At 73.0% G+C, this 16,255-nt stretch carries 18 protein-coding genes; 8 read left to right on the top strand and 10 right to left on the bottom strand.

Translation table 11 applies throughout. The features are described from left to right. Nucleotides 1-83: 83 nt before the first annotated feature. Nucleotides 84-782 (bottom strand): DUF5701 family protein, encoded by a 699-nt coding sequence (locus EIZ62_RS31340; RefSeq protein WP_156696034.1) that lies wholly within the window; start codon nucleotides 780-782, stop codon nucleotides 84-86. Nucleotides 783-920: 138 nt separating this feature from the next. Next, nucleotides 921-1,073 carry a hypothetical protein gene (locus EIZ62_RS31335; RefSeq protein WP_156696033.1) on the bottom strand — a complete coding sequence of 51 codons (153 nt, stop codon included), beginning with the start codon at nucleotides 1,071-1,073 and terminating at the stop codon, nucleotides 921-923. On the opposite strand from EIZ62_RS31335, the gene EIZ62_RS31330 reads away from it, so the two are divergent. Beyond that, nucleotides 1,072-1,899, top strand: coding sequence for a DUF817 domain-containing protein (locus EIZ62_RS31330; RefSeq protein WP_156696032.1), 828 nt, complete (start codon nucleotides 1,072-1,074; stop codon nucleotides 1,897-1,899). The two genes, EIZ62_RS31335 and EIZ62_RS31330, sit on opposite strands and share 2 nt — an antisense overlap. Here EIZ62_RS31330 and EIZ62_RS31325 read toward each other — a convergent pair. Next, complete coding sequence (locus EIZ62_RS31325) at nucleotides 1,787-2,419, bottom strand: hypothetical protein (RefSeq protein ID WP_156696031.1); 633 nt, start codon at nucleotides 2,417-2,419, stop codon at nucleotides 1,787-1,789. The two genes, EIZ62_RS31330 and EIZ62_RS31325, sit on opposite strands and share 113 nt — an antisense overlap. Before the next feature lie 191 nt (nucleotides 2,420-2,610). Between EIZ62_RS31325 and EIZ62_RS31320 the strand changes: the two genes are divergently transcribed. Next, entirely contained in the window at nucleotides 2,611-3,108 is a 498-nt protein-coding gene (locus EIZ62_RS31320; protein WP_156696030.1) for a DUF2975 domain-containing protein, read from the top strand. A gap of 96 nt (nucleotides 3,109-3,204) precedes the next feature. On the opposite strand, the gene EIZ62_RS31315 is transcribed toward EIZ62_RS31320, so the two are convergent. The 4 genes from EIZ62_RS31315 to EIZ62_RS31300 all read right to left on the bottom strand — a co-directional run bounded on the left by EIZ62_RS31315 (nucleotide 3,205) and on the right by EIZ62_RS31300 (nucleotide 6,538). Beyond that, nucleotides 3,205-3,408, bottom strand: a complete 204-nt coding sequence (locus EIZ62_RS31315; RefSeq protein ID WP_156696029.1) for a hypothetical protein — start codon at nucleotides 3,406-3,408, stop codon at nucleotides 3,205-3,207. 227 nt (nucleotides 3,409-3,635) lie between these two features. Then, the gene (locus EIZ62_RS31310; RefSeq protein WP_167536452.1) at nucleotides 3,636-5,006 is read right to left on the bottom strand and encodes an MFS transporter; all 1,371 of its coding nucleotides are present in this window, start codon (nucleotides 5,004-5,006) and stop codon (nucleotides 3,636-3,638) included. A 145-nt stretch (nucleotides 5,007-5,151) separates the two neighbouring features. Continuing rightward, on the bottom strand, nucleotides 5,152-5,469 hold the full coding sequence (locus tag EIZ62_RS31305) for a hypothetical protein (RefSeq protein WP_156696027.1): 318 nt from the start codon (nucleotides 5,467-5,469) through the stop codon (nucleotides 5,152-5,154). A 124-nt stretch (nucleotides 5,470-5,593) separates the two neighbouring features. Continuing rightward, nucleotides 5,594-6,538 carry a TauD/TfdA family dioxygenase gene (locus EIZ62_RS31300; RefSeq protein WP_156696026.1) on the bottom strand — a complete coding sequence of 315 codons (945 nt, stop codon included), beginning with the start codon at nucleotides 6,536-6,538 and terminating at the stop codon, nucleotides 5,594-5,596. Nucleotides 6,539-6,734: 196 nt separating this feature from the next. On the opposite strand from EIZ62_RS31300, the gene EIZ62_RS31295 reads away from it, so the two are divergent. The 3 genes from EIZ62_RS31295 (at nucleotide 6,735) to EIZ62_RS31285 (ending at nucleotide 9,548) form a co-directional block, all read left to right on the top strand. Further along, nucleotides 6,735-7,265, top strand: coding sequence for an SRPBCC family protein (locus EIZ62_RS31295; protein ID WP_156696025.1), 531 nt, complete (start codon nucleotides 6,735-6,737; stop codon nucleotides 7,263-7,265). Between the two features lie 303 nt (nucleotides 7,266-7,568). Next, a complete protein-coding gene (locus EIZ62_RS31290) occupies nucleotides 7,569-8,570 on the top strand; it encodes a ScbA/BarX family gamma-butyrolactone biosynthesis protein (protein WP_156696024.1) in 1,002 nt (333 codons plus the stop codon). Nucleotides 8,571-8,840: 270 nt separating this feature from the next. After that, nucleotides 8,841-9,548, top strand: a complete 708-nt coding sequence (locus EIZ62_RS31285) for a ScbR family autoregulator-binding transcription factor (RefSeq protein WP_156696023.1) — start codon at nucleotides 8,841-8,843, stop codon at nucleotides 9,546-9,548. Between the two features lie 37 nt (nucleotides 9,549-9,585). On the opposite strand, the gene EIZ62_RS31280 is transcribed toward EIZ62_RS31285, so the two are convergent. Then, on the bottom strand, nucleotides 9,586-11,214 hold the full coding sequence (locus tag EIZ62_RS31280; protein WP_156696022.1) for an FAD-dependent monooxygenase: 1,629 nt from the start codon (nucleotides 11,212-11,214) through the stop codon (nucleotides 9,586-9,588). A 225-nt stretch (nucleotides 11,215-11,439) separates the two neighbouring features. Between EIZ62_RS31280 and EIZ62_RS31275 the strand changes: the two genes are divergently transcribed. Then, nucleotides 11,440-11,583 carry a hypothetical protein gene (locus EIZ62_RS31275; RefSeq protein WP_156696021.1) on the top strand — a complete coding sequence of 48 codons (144 nt, stop codon included), beginning with the start codon at nucleotides 11,440-11,442 and terminating at the stop codon, nucleotides 11,581-11,583. Nucleotides 11,584-11,682: 99 nt separating this feature from the next. After that, on the top strand, nucleotides 11,683-12,555 hold the full coding sequence (locus EIZ62_RS31270) for an ATP-grasp domain-containing protein (RefSeq protein ID WP_156696020.1): 873 nt from the start codon (nucleotides 11,683-11,685) through the stop codon (nucleotides 12,553-12,555). Here the strand turns inward: EIZ62_RS31270 and EIZ62_RS31265 are convergent. Beyond that, nucleotides 12,533-13,537 carry a saccharopine dehydrogenase family protein gene (locus tag EIZ62_RS31265; protein WP_156696698.1) on the bottom strand — a complete coding sequence of 335 codons (1,005 nt, stop codon included), beginning with the start codon at nucleotides 13,535-13,537 and terminating at the stop codon, nucleotides 12,533-12,535. The two genes, EIZ62_RS31270 and EIZ62_RS31265, sit on opposite strands and share 23 nt — an antisense overlap. 241 nt (nucleotides 13,538-13,778) lie before the next feature. Between EIZ62_RS31265 and EIZ62_RS31260 the strand changes: the two genes are divergently transcribed. Further along, a complete protein-coding gene (locus EIZ62_RS31260; protein ID WP_156696019.1) occupies nucleotides 13,779-14,738 on the top strand; it encodes a helix-turn-helix domain-containing protein in 960 nt (319 codons plus the stop codon). Between the two features lie 46 nt (nucleotides 14,739-14,784). Here the strand turns inward: EIZ62_RS31260 and EIZ62_RS31255 are convergent, their stop codons facing one another. Further along, a complete protein-coding gene (locus EIZ62_RS31255; RefSeq protein ID WP_167536451.1) occupies nucleotides 14,785-16,185 on the bottom strand; it encodes a Fic family protein in 1,401 nt (466 codons plus the stop codon). Nucleotides 16,186-16,255: the final 70 nt, after the last annotated feature.

Below are 16,255 nucleotides of genomic sequence, written 5' to 3'. Positions count from 1 at the left end.
GTCCACTCCTCCGTGCCCGGTGTGTGGGGAGTGCCGCAGCTGAACTCCCGGTCAGCTGCGGCACCGCCGTCCCGGGCGGTCGGTCAGGGCCGGCGGCCCGTGGCGGAGCCGAAGCCCAGCCAGGTGTGCCGGTTGCCCGCCCAGCACCAGCCGACCTTGGGGGCGTTGCGCCGCTCGCGGCCGTCGCGCCCGGTGCCGTTGCTGATCCAGATGGCGGGCGTACGGGCGTCCAGGGTGCCGTTGGCCTTGCGCAGGCGGGACCCGATGGTCATGAAGCAGTGGTTCCGCTCCAGCACCTCGGGCTGCTGGAGCACCCAGTGGATCCCCTCGGTGAGCAGCAGCGGGGTGCGCCCCTCCTCGGTGAGGGCGGGCAGGGCCTCGTCCGGGCTCCAGTTCGCCATGTGGTCGCCGCGGTCGAGGCCGGTGACGAGGTAGAACGGGGCATCGGGCAGCTCCAGCCCGTCGAGCGGCGCGAAGTCGTCGGCGTCGGGCATGTCGACGACCACGAACCCGGGCTTGTCGTCGCGGCGGAGCAGGGGCGCCAGGGCGCTGGCGGGCACCCGGTCCGGGTGCAGGGCGAGCAGCGTTCGGCCGCCGCTCCCGGCCTCCGTGGCGGCCCCGGCCTCGGCGGCGTCGGCGGTCTCGGCGGTCTCGGCGAAGGCGCGCAGGTCGGCGGCGGCGATCCCCGCCACCTCGTGCACCCCTCGTTCGATCAGGCGCTCGGCCTGGACGGTGAGCGACGGAAGGGCGGTCACGCCGGTGATGGGCGCGGTTTCGGGCACGGAACTCCCTCGGTTCTGGGCTACAGGCGTTCGGTGAACGCGGGGGCGGGCCGGATTGTTCCCGAGCGCCGCAGTGTGTTGGTCCCGGCCGGATGGGGGGCGGCATGTGCGGCCAACGCGCCTGTCACACCGAGCCGTTCAGTTCCGTGCCCCACCGGCAAGGAGCAGCTCCGCGAGGGGTGTGCGCGCGTGGTGGACCGAGTGGCCCGTGCGGGTGGTGGTGAGGAGGCCGGCGGCACGCAGCGCAGCAGCGGCGAACCATCGCGTGACCTGCGGCGTCCTTCCCGGCATGCACACATTCCTCAGCGGCGCGGGTCAGCTGGCCAGGTTCGCGGTCCTCCAGGCGCGGTGCTGCGCGTACGCGGTGGCGCTCCTCGGCGGTATCGCGGTGTCACGGGCGCTGCCGGAGCTCCCCATCGCGCGGTACGACCTGGTACTCGTCTACGGCCTGCTGCTGACGTGGGCCGCCCGCCGGCTGGGGTGGGAGAGCCGGCGGGACACGCTGGTGATCGCGGCGTGCCATGTCGTGGGGCTGCTGTTCGAGCTGGTCAAGGTGCGCCTGGGATCGTGGAGCTATCCCGAGGACGCGGTGACCAAGATCGCCGGTGTGCCCTTGTACGGCGGGTTCATGTACGCCGCGGTGGCCGGTTACGTCTGCCGGGCGTGGCACCTGTTCGAGTTGCGCTTCACCGGATACCGCGTGGCGGCGACCGCCGTCGTCGCCGCCGCGGTGTACGTCAACTTCTTCACCCATCACTGGCTGCCCGACCTGCGCTGGCCGCTGGCCGCCGCGATGGTCGCGGTGACCGCCGGGGCGTGGGTCGGGTTCACGGTGGGCCGGCGCCGCTACCGCATGCCGCTGGCCGTGTCGTTCGTCCTGATCGGCTTCTTCCTGTGGGTCGCCGAGAACGCGGCCACCTATGTGGGTGCCTGGAGCTACCCCCACCAGCTCGACGGGTGGGAGCCGGTGGCGCTCACCAAGTTCGGTGCCTGGGCGCTGCTCATCAGCGTGACGTTCGTCCTGGCCGAGCGGATGAGGGCGGCCCGGGGCGGGCAGCCGGACCGGCGAACTCCCGCAGAACCGATTCGTAGCGGCCACCGAAGTCGATCCGGGTGATGTCCTTGAAGCGGAACGTGGTCACGTCGTCCTGCCAACGCGCGTCGGGGTCCACCTCACGCACCCGCAGCGACGCGCGACGCACCGCCGTCAGGGCGCCGATCCAGCAGGCGTCCGGCCGGCGCCGCTCGGCGTGCACCGTGATCAGGCCGAACCCGTCGGCGGCGCTCTCCGCCAGTGCGGCCGGCCCGTCCAGCGGGACGGCGCGCCCGGGCATCCGGACCGGCCACTGGCCGCGGCGGCGGAGCGCCCGGACGGTGAGGCACGTGTCGTCGCCCCGTCGGCGCACCTTGACGATGTCGGGGGTACGGACGGCCGCCCATCCGTCGATCTGTACGTCCGAGCAGGGCGCGATCAGCGTCCAGGCGGGGCTCACACCGACGACGAAGCCCTCGATCCGGTCGGCGTGCGCGATCGAGCGGCGTATGCGCACGAGTTCTCCCGTGCGTACCGCCCGGTCGAGTTTCCGCAGGATGCCGGGGGCGATCTCTTCCTCCGACGCCTCAGCGTGCTTCACCATGTGCCCTCTCCCCACGGCTCCCGTTCTCGACGGCTCGGCGAGACCCCGCGATGGTGCCCGTCACCGGGCGTCGCGGTCACCTGGTTTTCCGTCCCGGCCTTGGACCGGGTGCCTCAGCGGAAAGACGTCAAAGCGTATGCAAATCGGCCAAGTTGGGTTGACTTGAGATCACACGTCTCGATAATCGACCCATGCAGCCACTCTTGATCGCGGTACTCCGGGCAGGCATCGCCGTAGCGATACTGGGCGGCCTGTTCGGCCAGTTCGTCGTCATTCCGACGGCGGCGGCCGACGAGGCCGACCGCTTCCCCGCCTACGCCCCCTTCACCGCGCCCTACGTGGCGGTGGCGATCGTCGGCGTCGTCTGTGTCCAGGTGGCGCTCGTCGCGCTCTGGAGGCTGCTCACGATGGTCCAGCGCGGCTCGATCTTCACGCCCGGGGCCTTCCGGTGGGTCGACACCATCATCGGGTCCTCCCTCGCCGCGACGCTGCTGGCGCTCGGGGTCTCCGGTCACCTGGCCCTGGCCGACATCCCCTCCCCCGACGACGGCATGGACGTGCTGGGCGCCCTGGCCGCCGCACTCGTGGCCGTCGGTGTCGGCGCCTCGTTCGCGATGCTGATGGTCATCGCGAGGGGACTCCTGCGCAAGGCGACCGCCCTGCAGACACGGGTCTCCCCGGCGGCCTGAGCCCGCCGGACCGTAACAACGGCACCCCGTCCACGGCCCGTTCGTACGCACCACCCCACCGCCCCGCTGTCGGGGCCGGTGGGGTCCGGCATGCGCTCAGGCCGTGCCCGCGCCCGTGGCCGGATCCGGGTAGTCGGGGTCCTGCGCCGCGGTGGGCAGCGCGCTGTGGCCCTCGGACCAGGCGTTGACCCACCCGCACACGCCGCAGGCGTACCTCCCGTTCAGACCGGACACCTGCGCGCCGCACGCCCGGCACTCGGTCGTCGTGATCTCAGGTGTCTCCGTCGTGTGCACGGTCATGGCCGGCTCCTCTTCCGGCGGCCATCCCTCAGCCACCGCACGAGCCCGTCCGCGCCCGTCCCGAGTGTCGCCGTAACACGGCCCGGCCGCCCCTCCGACACCGCATGCCGCTCTCCCCTCGCCCTTGGCACCTCGCCCCTCTCGCCTGCCGGCATTGCTACCCAGCGCGAGGCGGAGATAGCCGGAGGGCGCGCGGCGAACCGTTCGAAGCACCCCGCCCCCTGGGGTCACCCCCCAAAGTGGCTTCCCGCGGCCTCCTGACCGCCGGGCGGTAGGACGCCGCGGGCGGCGAGCCACCGGCGGACGAGCAGCACCAGGACGGAGGCGACCAGGATGACGACGCCGCCGACCCTCAGGATGGTGTCGTAGGCGGCTTCCGGACCCGTACGGGGGACGAGTTCGGTGATGGCGGCGGCAGCGGCGGCGAGGGCGATGGCCCCCAGGGTCACCAGGCTCGTCAGGACGACGCCCGAGGCCTCGCCCGCGCGGGCCGGTGTCACGACCTGCTGGGTGGCCACGCTGGAGAAGGTCCAGCCGAGGCCGAGGCCGAGGGCGCACCAGGTGAAGACCGGCAGGTAGAGCCACCAGGCCCAGACGAGACTCAGGCCGATCATGCCGGTGCCCGCGACCGCCCCGGCGAGGGCCATCACGGTGGTGGGCGGCAGGCGGAGGGACAGCCATGCGCCGAGCGGTCCGGAGAGGGCGACCATGAGGGCGGGCGCCAGGAACACGGTGCCGGCCAGCAGCGCGGACAGCCCCCGTACCTGCTGCAGCTGGAGGGTGGCGAGGAAGACCGTCACCGCGTACCCCATGTTGCACACCGACCCCATGACGGTGACCAGGTCGAAGCGGACGTTGCGGAAGAGCCGGAAGTCGACGAGCGGGTGCCGGCAGGTGCGCTCCCGCCACGCGAAGAGGCAGCCGGCGGCGACGGCGACACCGAGCAGCAGGAGGGTGCGCGCGTGGTCCCAGCCCCAGGCGCTGCCGCGCTCGACGGCGAGCGTCAGGGCGGCCAGGCTGATCACGACGGCCAGGCAGCCGGGCAGGTCGACCTGGCGGGGGGCGGACTCGTCGCGCGAGTCGGGGACATAACGGAGGGCGATCAGGAGGGCGAGGGCGCTCAGCGGAGCCAGCAGCCAGAAGATCCACCGCCAGCCGGGGCCGTCGGTGAACCCGCCGCCGACGAACGGCCCGAGCGCCGTACCGACGTTGGCGAGCGCGAACATCGCGCCGAGCGCCCGGGCGCGCCGCTCCTCGGGGAAGGTGTTGGTGATGACGGAGACGGACACGGGGAACACCAGCGCCGCGCCCGCGCCCTGGACCACGCGGGCGATCACGAGCAGTTCCAGGGTGGGCGCGAGGGCGCAGCCCACGGAGGCGGCGGCGAACAGGGCGGTGCCGCTCAGAAGCACCGGGCGGCGGCCGAGGAGGTCGCCCAGTCGGCCGCCCACGATGAAGAGGCAGCCGACGGCCAGCATGTAGGCGGACAGGGCCCACTGGGCGGCCGAGACCGTCACGTCCAGCTCTTCGGCGATCCCGGGGATGGCGAGGTTCAGCGCGAAGAAGTCGAGCTGGATGGCGAACAGGGCGATCGACACCGCGACGAACGCCCCGGCCCGCCTTCCTAAGAAAGCCGCTGGTGCCCGAGAAGCCGTCGATCCCATGCCATCAGCACAACCCGCCCATGGTCGGTGCGCCAGTGGAAGGCAGTCCGTCCGGTGGCGCGCCGCGGGTCGGCGGTGATCAGGCCTGGTTGTCGATGCCGGTGACCACCGCCGGCCCGAGGGGCGCCTGCTCGGGGGTGTAGCCGGCCTCCCGCAGTGCGCCCGCGGCGGTTTCCCGTGCGCGCCGTTCGGCCGTGCGGCTGTCGTCCGCCTCCACCTCGACGTGGATGCTGAACGTGCCGTTGTCGTTGACGGTGAGCACGTCCAGGTCCTCCTGCTTCCCCAGAGCCGTCCGGTGCGGATCCGCCGAGCGCAGCCGCTGTTCGACGGCGACTCGTGCGCTGTCCGTCAGATCGCTGAGGAAGGTGCCCGGAACAGTGATGACGTACGTGGACATGCGTTCTCCTCGTCAGGGGTGAGCAGGGCTCAGGTCCTTCCGAACCAGTACCAGATGCGTTGCCTCCTACGCTGTAACCGGCTTCCCTCGTGTTGGTCCGGTACTCCCCCGGCGGCGCGGCCACTCAGTCCACCCACACCCGGACCAGGCACCGTCGGCGCTGTGGGTCCAAAGCGTCCACGAAGGCGGTTCTGCCGTGCAGGACGGCCGTGTTGTCCAGCAGCAGGAAGTCCCCGGGACGGAGACGGATCCGGACGGCGGTACCCGGATCGGCCAGGACGTCGTCGAAGGCGTCGAGCGCGGCCAGGTCCGCGGGCGACAGGGGCGCGGCGGCCTCCCGGTGGCCGCGCCCGATCCAGTGCCGGTTGTACCGCACCCGGAGACGGTGGTGGTCCCGGCGGAAGACGGGATAGACGCGGTCGAAGCCGTCGCCGCGGCCGAAGTGGAAGTCCTGGTGGAGGCGCGGCAGCGCGGTGGGGTTGCGGACGAGCAGCCGGTCGTGGACGGTGTGTCCGCTGGCGAGCAGGGACTCGCCGCCGTGCGCCGCCTGACGCACGCACAGCAGCCCGAGGAGCCGTGGTGGGCCGGGTGGGCCGGCGCGATCGGTGTGGAACGCCAGCTCGCGGTCGTCCGCCGGCCCGTGGGCCGCGTCGGGGTGGCCGGCCGGCAGGCGGGCGGTGACGATGACGTGCCCCTGGGCCGTGTCCGACGGTCGCGGAGTGCCCAGGTGGCCGCAGAACCATCTGGCCAGGGCGGAGCACTCCGCCTCGCTCCGGCCGTCCAGCGGCCATCCGCGCAGCACCACGACCCCGGGGCCGTCGCGCAGCCGGCTCGCCACTCGGGCCGGCAGAGCGCTCGGCAGGGGTGGCGGAACGGCTCCGGGTGCGGTTCCGGCTCCGGATGCGGGTGCGGCCCCGGTGCCGGTGCCGGGTGCGGTTCCGGCCGGCGTCAAGGCCCGGAGGGACTCCGCCCACTCAACGGGCAGGCGGATCAGCCAGTCGTCTCCACGCGCCGTGTCCCGGCTCCAGGCCTTGGGGCCACCGAAGGCGACGGGTTCGGCTGTGACCATGCCCACCTCCACGACGCGCCCCGCGGCCGGGCACCGCGAGCGCCACGAGCCTTCCCCCTGCCCGGTGCCGACAACCGCCGGGCCGGCCGGGGGCGAGCCGCGTCGTCTCCGTACCGCCCCTGCCGCACCTCCTTACTGATGAGTAGGGTGTGGGGTCCGCGCTGTACGGGACAGCCGGCGACGAGGAGGCACAGCCATGCCCCGCACCATGTCCGTGTCGGACAGCATCGTGATCAACGCCGACCCCATGACCGTGTACGAGAAGGTCGGCGACCCGACGGCCATGGGCCGCTGGAGCCCCGAGAACCGTGGTGCCACGGTCCGCGGGCCGATTCCCGGGGAACGCGGCGGCACGTACGTGGGCATGGTCTTCGAAGGGCACAACAAGCGCGGCGCCTTCAGCTGGACGACGCGGTGCACGGTGACGGCGGCCGACGCCGGTGAGCGCTTCGCGTTCCGGGTGCACGCCATCGGGGTACGGCGGCCCCGGCTGCCGGGAGCGATCGCCACCTGGGAGTACCGCTTCGAGCCCGTGGAGGGCGGTACGCGGGTGACCGAGACCTGGACCGACGACCGGCGGGCGTGGCCCGACGCGCTCGCCCACGCCTTCGACCGGATCGCGACCCGGGGACACACGTTCGCGGACTTCCAGCGGCGCAACATCCGCACCACGCTGGAGCGCCTGAAAGCGGCGCTGGAGTCGGACGCCGAACACGTCGGCCATTGAACCTGTTGGGCGAGGCCGCACGGCGTCCGGCACCCGGCGTCCCGGGTTTCGGACCGCCCCCGACGCCCTTGACGCCGACTGACGGTGACGGAGCCGCCCCCCGTACCGTCGACTGACGCCACCTCAGGCGTGCGCACAGCACCGGGAAATGCCCGATAACGGACCAGCGCCGCTTACACACCGTACTCACGTCATATGCCCATTGCGAAGGACCGGGTAGCAACTAAACCGGTTGGTATGTATCTTCGGGGCCGGAGCGACAGGCGCGTCGCCCGTCGTACACCGTGCGTCCTGGGGGGATACATGACTACGAGCGCATTTCGGACGGAGGGCCCTCTGAGTTCCGTACCGGCCGACGACAGCGGGACCGGTACGACCCCTTGCCCGCCCGCCCACCGCTTCCCCACCCTCACCACCACGGTGCCCATGGAGTTCGTCCACCGGGCCGCCGTCGCCGAGGTGATGCTCACGGACTGGCGGCGAAGAGGCGACACCCACTTCGAGGTCACGGCGCAGTGGCCCCGCGGTCACAGCTTCTACAGCCCGATAGGCGCCCACCACGACCCGCTGCTCGCGGCGGAAACGATCCGCCAGGCCGGTAGCCTCCTCGCCCACACGGAGTTCGGCGTCCCCCTCGGCCACCAGTTCCTGATGTGGGACCTGCAGTACGCCGTCGAGCCGGAGCACCTGCTGATCGGCGGCACGCCCGCGTCGCTCGACATCGACGTCGTCTGCAGCGACGTCAAGCGGCGCGGGGGCAGCCTGACCGGTCTGCGCTACTCGGCGGTGATCCGGCGGGAAGGGCATGTCGCCGCCACCGGAACCGCCTCGTACACCTGCGTCCCCCCGGCCGTCTACCGGCGGCTGCGCACGGGACGCGGACTCCAGGACGGCCGGCCGCGCATACCCCTGGGCCCGCCCGTGCCGCCGCGGAGCGTCGGGCGCGTCTCGCCCCGGGACGTGGTCCTCTCCCCCACCGGTGAGCCGGGGCGCTGGCAACTGCGCACCGACGACCGCCATCACGTGCTCTTCGACCACCCGGTCGACCACGTCCCGGGCATGGCCCTGATCGAGTCCGCCCGCCAGGCGGCGGCCGTGGTCCTGGGTGACTCCGCCCTGCTGCCCATGGCCATTACCAGCCACTTCACCCGCTACGCGGAGCTGAACGCGCCGTGCCTGGTGGAGGCCACGGTCCTCTCCGCGACGGAGGCCGGGGCCGGCCGGCGCGGAGTCCGCGTGACCGGCCACCAGGAGGGCGAGCCCGTTTTCACCTCCACGGTGACGTCTCCTCCCCGGTCGCTCTGAGCGGGGCCGGCCGAACCCGTACCGCCCGGCGGCACCCTCGTACCCGTCCGTGGCCATGGTCCGCCGACGAGCGGGCAGGTGGCCGGTAGCTGCGAGGATGGTCGACGGCGCCCCCTTTGCGCCGGGCGACGACTTCAAGCCACCCTGGCTGCCGGAGGGGTGCGCAGCCAGAAGCAGAAACCATCGAGGACTGTAAGATACAGACCCAGCGGTTTGTTATTGGGGCGGTGGTGATCCGCCCCCGTTCGAGAGCTCGTGGAGGAGGCGAGAGTGGCGAAGCAGGACCGAGCCATCCGTACGCGTCAGACGATCCTGTCCGCGGCGGCCAAGGTGTTCGAGCAGCGGGGGTACCAGGCGGCCACCATCTCCGAGATCCTCAGCGAGGCCGGAGTCACCAAGGGCGCCCTGTACTTCCACTTCGAGTCCAAGGACGACCTGGCTCAGGGCGTGCTCGCCGAACAGGACCAGCGGCTGGTCGTCCCTCGCCGGCCCTGCCGGACGCAGGAGCTGGTGGACGTCGTCATGCTGCACGCCCACCGCCTCCAGACCGACCCCATGGTGCGCGCCGGGGTCCGGCTGTCCCTGGACCAGCAGGCGCACGAGCTCGACCGTTCGGGGCCGTTCCTGCGCTGGGTGCAGGTGGTGGACCAGCTGCTGCACGACGCGCAGCAGCAGGGGGAGCTGCTCCCCCACGTCCTCCCGGCCGAGACCGCCGAGGTGCTGGTGGGCAGCTTCGCCGGGGTCCAGGCCATGTCGCAGGCCGTCAGCGACTACCAGGACCTGCCGGACCGGGTGTGCGCGCTGCTGCGTCACGTCCTCCCCACCGTGGTGCTCTCGTCCGTCCTCGCCTCGATCGACCTCTCCCGGACGAGAGGAGCCGCCGTCCTGGCGTCGCTGGACGCCGCCTCCGCCCAGCAGCCGCCCGTGCCCGAGCAGCCGCCCTCCTCCGAGCCGTTGGAGCGTCAGCCCGTCGGCTGACCGCTCCTCCCGCCCCGGCCGGGGCGCCCCTTTGGCGTCAAGCGTCCCGTCCCGCCGCCCGGCCGAAGGTGCGGGCGAGCACCGTGTCGAGCCCGTCGCCGTCCGGGGCCCACATGACGTACCCGTCGGGGCGCACGAGGAGCGCCGCGTACCCGATCTCTTGCGCGGGGGCGCACCGGACCACCCGCAGGTGCTTCCCCCAGGGCCGTGCCGCGCCGAGGTGGCGTTCGCCCTCCTCCCGGAAGAGCAGCAGCAGCGGCTTTCCCTCCCGCAGCAGGCCGATGACGTCGATGGGGCCGTCGGTCGTGCTCAGGACGGTGTTGGGGAGGAAGGTGCCTTCCCGGGAGGACGGTGACCGCGCCGGGAGCACGGTGTCCTGGGCGCTGATCATCGGGCCGAAGGTGTCACCGCCGCCGCCCGAGGCGAACATGCCGGCGAGGAGGTCGCGCAGCGGGTCCAGGGCGGGATCGGGGCGCATCAGGGCCACTTGGGCGCGGGTGTTGTCGATGACGCGCCGGGCGACGGGCCGGCGTTCCGCGTCGTACGAGTCGAGCAGGGCGTCCAGCTCTGCGCCGGCCCCGCCCGGGGCGGCCGCGTCCTCCGGGGCGCCGGCGTCCCCCCTGGCGCCGGCGATCCCGGTGGTCCGGGCCACCGCGAGGGAGAGCGTCCAGCCGAGGGCGACCGCGTCGAGCAGCCCGGTGGACAGCCCCTGGCCGCCCACGGGGAAGTGCACGTGCGCCGCGTCACCCGCGAGGAAGACCGCGCCGCGGCGGTAGCTGCGGACGAGCCGGGTGAAGTCGCTGAACCTGCTGAGCCATTGGCCCTCGGTCATGGCGATGTCGCGACCGGCGACGTAGGAGGCCTCCTCGCTGAGTTCCTCCAGGGTCAGGGGCGTTCCGCGGTCGGTGGGAGGCAGGCGGGGGCTGAGTGTGCGCAGGTGCGTGGTGCCGCCGGGGGCGCCCTTGACCACGAGCCAGCCGCGCGGGGTGCGGTGCCAGCCCGGGGGAAGCGCGTCCGCTTCGCGCAGTCGCACCTGGCCCATGAGCGCGGTGACGGTCGCCGGCCAGGTGTCGGCCTCGAAGCCCGCCAGGCGCCGGACCGTGCTGCGCGCGCCGTCGGCGCCGACCGCGTACCGCGCGTGAAGGACCACGGGACCGTCCGGTCCCTCGGCCTCTATCCGCACGCCGGCCGGCCCCTGCGGTGAACCGTCCGCCGCGCTCGGCTCCTGCACCAGGTCCACCACCTCGTGGCCGCGGAGGACGCGGGCTCCGGCCGCCCGCGCCCGCGCCTCGAAGAGCCGCTCGATGTCGGCCTGGGGCACCTTGAGGATGGGGGCGGGTTCGGTGGGCGGGGCGGTGATGTCCAGGCCGGATATGCCGGCGAAGTGGAAGGGCATGGTGTTGTCGTCGCCGTCCGTCCGGCGGGCCGGGTGCGGCAGGTAGCCCCGGCGGGTCAGGCACTGGACGGTCCGGGCGTGGAGCGTGGTCGCCTTCGGCCGCTCGGACGTCGTGGTGCGGTGTTCGAGGAGGACCACGTCGGTGCCGCGAACGGCGAGTTCGGCGGCGAGCAGCATGCCGACCGGCCCGCCCCCGACGACGACCACGTCCGCCCGCGCTCGCGCCTCCGCCCCCGCCCGCACCCCCGCCGGACGAACCGTCCTCGCCATCGCGGTACTCCCCCTTCGTCCACCACGCACACGTTCGATCAGATGATATGTACGTACCGACGGCCCAACCGGCGAAACAGGTCCCCGGTTCGACCATGGGCTGCGTCATGGGTTGCGTCATGGCGGCCCGCAGGAAAGGAAATCGATCGTGGCAAGCACCCGTGCGTTCCCGGAGCGCCTCGAAACACTGGCTTTGATGGCGACGCCCCGTCCGGGAGCCGGCCGGTGAGCCGATCCTGCTGCGGCGCGGCCGCCGCCGTACTCGCCGTATGGGTGCTCCTCGGGCTCCTCGTGTCCGAGAAGTTCTTCTTTCTTCCGCTCGTGGCCGTCGCGCTGGTCCGGATCCTGATCGAGGGCAAACACGGCTGAGGGGACGGGGAGCGGCTGGGGAGGCAGGTGGGGAGGGGACGAGGGCGCGCGCCCACCAGCTGGCACGATGGACGAACGCAACGATCGAGGAGTCGGCCCATGCCCGCCCGCCCCGCCCTGCTCTACGTGACCGACCTGGCCTATCCGGCGCGGGGGCGGCGCTATGGCGACGAGGACGTCTTCCTGTCCTCCCGGCTGCGTGCCGACTTCGACATCGCGCTGTGCCATCCGCGGGACGCCAGGGCCCTGATGGACCGGTTCGACGCCGTCGTCGTACGCAACAGCGGCCCCGTGCTGCACTACCAGGAGGAGTACGACGCCTTCCGTGATGCCGCCGCAGCGCGCGGCACCCGGGTGTACAACCCGCTGACCGGGCGGGCCGACATGGCCGGGAAGCAGTACCTGCTGGACCTGAGCGCGGCCGGACACCCGGTCATCCCCACCGTCGACCGACCGGAGGACCTGGGCCGTCTGCCCGAGGCCGACGCCTACGTCGTCAAGCCGAAGGCCGGAGCGGACAGCATCGGCCTGCGCCTCGTGTCACCGGGCAGGCTGCCGGACCTGGCGTACGACGGCATCCTGGTCCAGCCGCGCGTCGACTTCCGCTACGAGGTGTCCTTCGTCTTCGTCGACGACGCGTTCCAGTACGCCCTGCACGCCCCCGACCCCACCCGGCGCTGGGAACTGCGGCCCTACGAACCGACGCGGGCCGACCTCGCCTTCGCCCGGCGCTTCATCGACTGGAACACCCTGGACCACGGCGTCCAGCGCGTGGACGCCTGCCGCGCCCCGGACGGCAACCTGCTCCTGGTCGAGCTGGAGGACCTCAACCCCTACCTGTCGCTCGACCTGGTGGCCGAACCGGTGCGCGACACCTTCGTGGCCGCCCTGACGGCCTCGCTCCACCGGTTCCTCGGCGCCCCGGCCGTGCGGACGGACGCCGGAGGAGCTACGGGAGCGGTTCCAGGGTGATGTGCGGGGACAGGGCGCGCAGGAAGTCGGGGGCGTCGAAGATCGCGCCCGCGGCGGCGACACCGACCGTACGGGTGCGGCCCGTGAGGACGCGGTCGAGGGCCTCCACGACGAGCGGGGCCGTGACGGCGTAGATGTCCTGGCCGTGGGCCACGGCGCGGCGTTCGGCGCCGCCCGACCGCACGATCGCGTCGATGACGAAGGTCTGGTCGGACCGTCCGCTGCCGTCGGCCGCGGACGGGGCCGGCGTGTCCGGCGCCGCGATGTCCCGGACGGCCTCGGCCGTCATATAGGTGGTCACGTCCGGGATGGAGAGGTGGCTGGGCACGGTCACCACGTCGGCCATCGTGAACTCCCCGATGACGGACCGGAGTCCCGTCGGTTCGGGGAAGCGCCACTCGAGGACCGGCGGGGCGTCGGTACGGTACTCCCACCGCCCGTCCGTGAAGCGCATGCGCCGCTCGCCGCGCCGCTCCCGCGAGACGGTGCCCGAGAGCCGGGTCCCCGCGGTGGGGTGCCAGCTGCTCAGGCCGTAGGCGATGTGCGCCTCGTCGGCGCGGGTCCAGTCGCCCATGGCCGCGGTGGCCAGCAGGTCGCCCAGTCCCCCGAAGAAGGCCATCGCCGGGACGACCACCGCGCCCGCCTCCCGTGCCCGGTCGGTGAAGTGCGCGAAGGTGTCGAGGTTGGCCTCGAGCTCGGCCGCCACGTCCAGGTACGGGATCCCGGACCGCAGGGCCGCCTCGATCACGGGGGTGGTCGTCGAGGCGAACGGGCCCGCGCAGTTGATCACGGCCGCGGTGCCGGCCAGCGCCCGGTCGAGCGATCCGGGTGCGTCGACCGACGCCACGCGCGCCTCCAGCCCGGTCTCGCGGGCCAGCGCCTCCAGCTTTCCGGCAGCACGGCCGGACAGCACCGGGACGAATCCGCGCCGCACCAGCTCCGCCACCACGAACCGCCCGGTGTGCCCGTACGCGCCGAACACCGCCACCGTCCGGCCCGCCACCGTCCGGCCCGCCACTGTCTGACCCGCCACTGTCTTGTTCGCCGCCATCTGACCCGCCACCGTCTGACCCGATCCCATCGGCCAACTCCCCGCTCTCGTCCGCACGTGGGCGACCCTTGACCGGTCCCTGTCGACCTGCCGCGCCCGGCACGGAGATCCTGTCGCGGAGTGGCATCCCCGCACGAGTGTCCGCAACGACACGGCCCATACAATTCCGGACATGCCCACTGTCGCGTTGGCCATCACCGATGGCATGCTGCACTTCGAACTCTCGCTGGCGGTCGAGGTCTTCGGCGCCGACCTGACCCACATCGTGGACCCCTGGTACCACTTCTCGCTGTGCGGTCCGGACGCGGTACGGGTCGACCGCTTCACGCTCGAACCCGACCACGGGCTCGACCACCTCGCACGCGCCGACACCGTGATCGTCCCGGGGTGGGCCGACACCGACCAGGACCCTCCGGCCGAACTCGTCGACGCCGTACGCGCGGCCCATGACGCGGGCGCGCGGGTCGCCTCGCTGTGCACGGGCGCCTTCGTCCTGGCCGCCGCGGGCCTCCTCGACGGCAGACGCGCCACCACGCACTGGGCGCACACCCGGGAACTGGCCCGGCGCCACCCGGAGGTCACGGTGGATCCGGACGTCCTGTACGTCGACAACGGCCGTGTGCTCACCTCCGCCGGCAAGGCCGCCGCCATGGACCTGTGCCTGCACCTGGTCCGCCTGGACCACGGCTCGTCGATCGCCAACAAGATCGCCCGGCGCCTGGTCGTCCCGCCCCACCGGGACGGCGGCCAGGCCCAGTTCATCGCCACGCCCGTTCCCGAGCCGGGCAACCATCCGCTCGCCGACCTCTTCCCCTGGGTGCTAGGGCGGCTGGGCGAGCCGCTCACCGTGGAGGACCTGGCCCGTCAGGCACGGATGAGCTCGCGCCACCTGGGCCGCCACTTCAGGCAGGTGACCGGCACCACCCCGTTGCAATGGCTGCACACCCAGCGCATCCGCCATGCCCAGGAACTGCTGGAGACCACCGACGACACCGTCGACACCATCGCGACGGCCACCGGCATGGGCACCGCCACCACCCTGCGCCGCCACTTCGCCCGGACCGTGGGCGTCGCCCCGGACACCTACCGCCGCACGTTCCGCTCCCGGCCCCGCCCCGGCCCGGGCGCATGACCGACGGGGGCGCGCCGTGCACGAGCGGCCGGGCGGGCGCTCTGGATCACCGGGGGGAGGCGTTCTTGCGCCGGGTCTCCGCGAGGTGGACGTCGACGTACCGCGTGAGGATCAGCGCGTCCTGCGGCTCGTCGGCCTGGAAGGTGACGCGCCGCAGCAGGCTCACCCCGTCGAGCGCGACGCCCTCGCGGGCGAGGACGAAGACGAGCGTAAGGAAGGCGGACCGGGCGTTGCCGTCGTCGAAGGGGTGGAAGAAGCACACGTCGAGATAGGCGCGTGCGGCCCGGGCGGTGAGGGGAAGGGGCCGCTCACTGGGCCGATCCATGTGGAGCGCGTTCTCGGCGGGGCGCGCGCTCTCGGCGAGGCAGGCGTCGAGGCGGGCCCGTGTGTCCGGGCCGATGCCGTAGCGTTCCCGCCCGCCCTTGGCGAAGGCCGGCGCGTCGCGGAACGGCGGTGGCTGCGGTGTGCCCAGCACGTGCCGCTGCCAGCGCTGGATCAGCGCGAAGTCGAGCGGGGCGCCGCGCGCCGCGTCGGCTCGCAGCAACTCCAGTGCGGAGAGCAGGCCTTGGGCGCGGGCGGGGTCCAAGGCGCCGTCGAAGGCGCGTATGTCCTCCGCCGCGCCATCGCGCGCCGGGACCACCGGTTCGTCCCCGCCGCCGTCCGGGGCCTCGCACCAGGGCACGGTCGCGCGCACCGCGAGCCAGCGCTCGAGGTGGTCCCGCGTCGCGGGCCCGGCGGGGCGTGCGCGGTCGTCCGGCCGCAGCGACAGGGCGAGCCGCTCCGCGACGTCGTCGACCAGCCGCGGGCCGGGGCCGGTCCAGCTGGCGAACCTCCCGCCGATCGCCTCGTCGACCAGCTCCTGGGCGAGGCCGGGTTCGACGCCCCAGTGGCTGAGGAACCAGGTGAGCACCTGACGGCAGTGTCCGTACCAGCCGCTGCCGCATCCGGTGCGGTCGGTCACCTGCAGGATCAGGTTCCGCGCGGCGCGCTCCCAGAGGATCCGCTGGTCCTCGACGTCGGTGAGGTCCAACGGGTACGCGTCGAACCACCCGGCGAGGCTCTCCAGCCACTCGCGCCACTCGCACAGCGCCGCGACGACTCGGTCGAGCGTCTCCTCCGGGGTGGTGATGGAGTCGCGCGGGCAGCACCAGCTCCCGACGGGTCCTCCGTCGTAGTCGCCCTCGTCGTGCGCCCAGCGCCAGCCCACGGTCCAGCGGCCGTAGTACTCGGCGAGGGCGTGCGACATGGCGTCGGCCCACGGCCTCCCCTCGTCCCAGCTCCAGGCGCACATCGCCGTGTCACCCAAGGGGATGTCGGGGCGGCTGGGCACGTTCCGGGCGGGCCCGAGCGACCGGACCACCCGCGGCACCGACGCGCTGTCGAAGGGATACCGCGCGGGGTTCACATCGGCCCAGGCCAGGGTGGGCGGGGCCAGCTCGACGATCACCGCGCAAGCCTGCCCGTCCACCCGACCGGAGTTCAACCCGATTGCCGCTGGACGGGATTTTCGTAAGGGC

Source organism: Streptomyces ficellus, assembly GCF_009739905.1.
GTDB classification, from domain to species: Bacteria; Actinomycetota; Actinomycetes; order Streptomycetales; family Streptomycetaceae; genus Streptomyces; species Streptomyces ficellus_A.
This window is presented reverse-complemented; position numbering and strand designations above follow the sequence as displayed.

Coding starts and splice junctions, on each gene's coding strand:
- EIZ62_RS31260 (WP_156696019.1), top strand. CDS start 13,779: ATGCCCACTGTCGCGTTGGCCATCACCGATGGCATGCTGCACTTCGAA.
- EIZ62_RS31270 (WP_156696020.1), top strand. CDS start 11,683: ATGCCCGCCCGCCCCGCCCTGCTCTACGTGACCGACCTGGCCTATCCG.
- EIZ62_RS31295 (WP_156696025.1), top strand. CDS start 6,735: ATGCCCCGCACCATGTCCGTGTCGGACAGCATCGTGATCAACGCCGAC.
- EIZ62_RS31330 (WP_156696032.1), top strand. CDS start 1,072: ATGCACACATTCCTCAGCGGCGCGGGTCAGCTGGCCAGGTTCGCGGTC.
- EIZ62_RS31305 (WP_156696027.1), bottom strand. CDS start 5,469: ATGTCCACGTACGTCATCACTGTTCCGGGCACCTTCCTCAGCGATCTG.
- EIZ62_RS31315 (WP_156696029.1), bottom strand. CDS start 3,408: ATGACCGTGCACACGACGGAGACACCTGAGATCACGACGACCGAGTGC.
- EIZ62_RS31300 (WP_156696026.1), bottom strand. CDS start 6,538: ATGGTCACAGCCGAACCCGTCGCCTTCGGTGGCCCCAAGGCCTGGAGC.
- EIZ62_RS31290 (WP_156696024.1), top strand. CDS start 7,569: ATGACTACGAGCGCATTTCGGACGGAGGGCCCTCTGAGTTCCGTACCG.
- EIZ62_RS31280 (WP_156696022.1), bottom strand. CDS start 11,214: ATGGCGAGGACGGTTCGTCCGGCGGGGGTGCGGGCGGGGGCGGAGGCG.
- EIZ62_RS31335 (WP_156696033.1), bottom strand. CDS start 1,073: ATGCCGGGAAGGACGCCGCAGGTCACGCGATGGTTCGCCGCTGCTGCG.
- EIZ62_RS31320 (WP_156696030.1), top strand. CDS start 2,611: ATGCAGCCACTCTTGATCGCGGTACTCCGGGCAGGCATCGCCGTAGCG.
- EIZ62_RS31325 (WP_156696031.1), bottom strand. CDS start 2,419: ATGGTGAAGCACGCTGAGGCGTCGGAGGAAGAGATCGCCCCCGGCATC.